The 1,543-nt window shown below is 69.0% G+C and carries 1 pseudogene; it reads right to left on the bottom strand.

Going from position 1 to position 1,543, the window contains the following annotated elements:
* Positions 1-1,433 (bottom strand): annotated as a pseudogene (locus tag ACZ60Q_RS35990) (type I polyketide synthase); the annotation flags it as partial.
* Positions 1,434-1,543 lie beyond the last annotated feature (110 nt).

Raw genomic sequence — 1,543 nt, 5'->3', positions numbered from 1 at the left:
CAGTCGACGTGGGGGGTGGGTTGGTTGATGTGGAGGGTTTGGGGCATGGTTTCGTGGCGCATGGCCATGATCATTTTGATGATGCCGCCGACGCCGGCGGCTGCTTGGGTGTGGCCGATGTTGGATTTGAGGGAGCCGAGGTGCAGGGGGCGGTGTGCGGGGCGGCCTTGGCCGTAGGTGGCGAGGAGGGCTTGTGCCTCGATGGGGTCGCCCAGTGTGGTGCCGGTGCCGTGCGCCTCCACGATGTCCACATCGGACGGTTCGAGACGGGCGTTGGCCAGTGCCTGCAGGATGACCCGTTCCTGTGACGGGCCGTTGGGTGCGGTCAGGCCGTTGGACGCGCCGTCCTGATTGACCGCGGAGCCACGGACGATTCCGAGGATCCGGCGCCCGTTGCGCTCCGCGTCGGACAGCCGCTCCAGCAGGAGCAGGCCGACCCCTTCGGAGATGCCGGTGCCGTCCGCGTCGCCGGAGAACGCCTTGCAGCGGCCGTCCGTCGCGAGTCCCCGCTGGCGGCTGAACTCCACGAACGGATCCGGCGTAGCCATGATCGTGACACCGCCGGCCAGCGCCAGTGAGCACTCGCCCGACCGCAGTGCCTGCGCGGCAAGATGTGTGGCCACCAGTGAGGAGGAGCATGCGGTGTCGACCGTCATCGACGGCCCCTCCAGGCCGAGTCCGTACGAGACGCGACCGGACGTGACAGCTCCGGCGTTGCCCGTGCCCACCACGTCCTCGTTGCCCTTGGGCGCGGTCGTGAACCTGCTGGAGTAGTCGCGGTACATGGCGCCCGCGAACACACCGGTATCGCTGCCGCGCAGCGAGACCGGGTCGACACCGGCGCTCTCCAGCGCCTCCCAGGACGTCTCCAGCAACAGGCGCTGCTGCGGGTCCATGGCGGCGGCTTCGCGCGGGCTGATCCCGAAGAACGCGGGGTCGAAGTCGCCCGCGTCGTGCAGGAATCCGCCCACCGCCGAGTAGGTGGTGCCCGGCCGTGAGCTCTCAGGGTCGTACACCGCATCGAGGTCCCAGCCACGGTCCGCGGGGAACTCCGAGATTCCCTCCGAGCCCGAGACCAGCATGTTCCACAGGTCCTCCGGCGTGTTCACGTCGCCGGGGTATCGGCAGGCCATGCCGACGATCACGATCGGCTCGTCCGCCGATTCCCGCGCCTCCATCTGACGGCCGGCCTGCTGACCGGACAGCTTGCTGTGCAGGAACTCCGCGAGCGCGGCAGGCGTCGGGTGGTCGAACGTGACCGTGGCAGGCAGCCGCAGGCCGGTGGCCGTGCCGAGGCGGTTGCGCAGCTCGACCGCCGTGAGTGAGTCGAAGCCGAGGCCTTGGAACGCCGTGCCCGCGTCGATCGTGCCCGCGTCCGTGTACCCCAGCGTCGTCGCGACGTGCTCAAGCACCAACGTCAGCAGCGACGCCTCATCCGTCGTATGGATGGTGGTGGTTGGGGTGTGGCGGGGGATGAGGTTGCGGAGGAGTGGGGGGATGGTGGGGTTTTTGCTGATGGTGGTGAGGTTGAGGGGGGTGGCGA

It is taken from the genome of Streptomyces sp. NPDC104313, from assembly GCF_055583985.1.
This window is presented reverse-complemented; position numbering and strand designations above follow the sequence as displayed.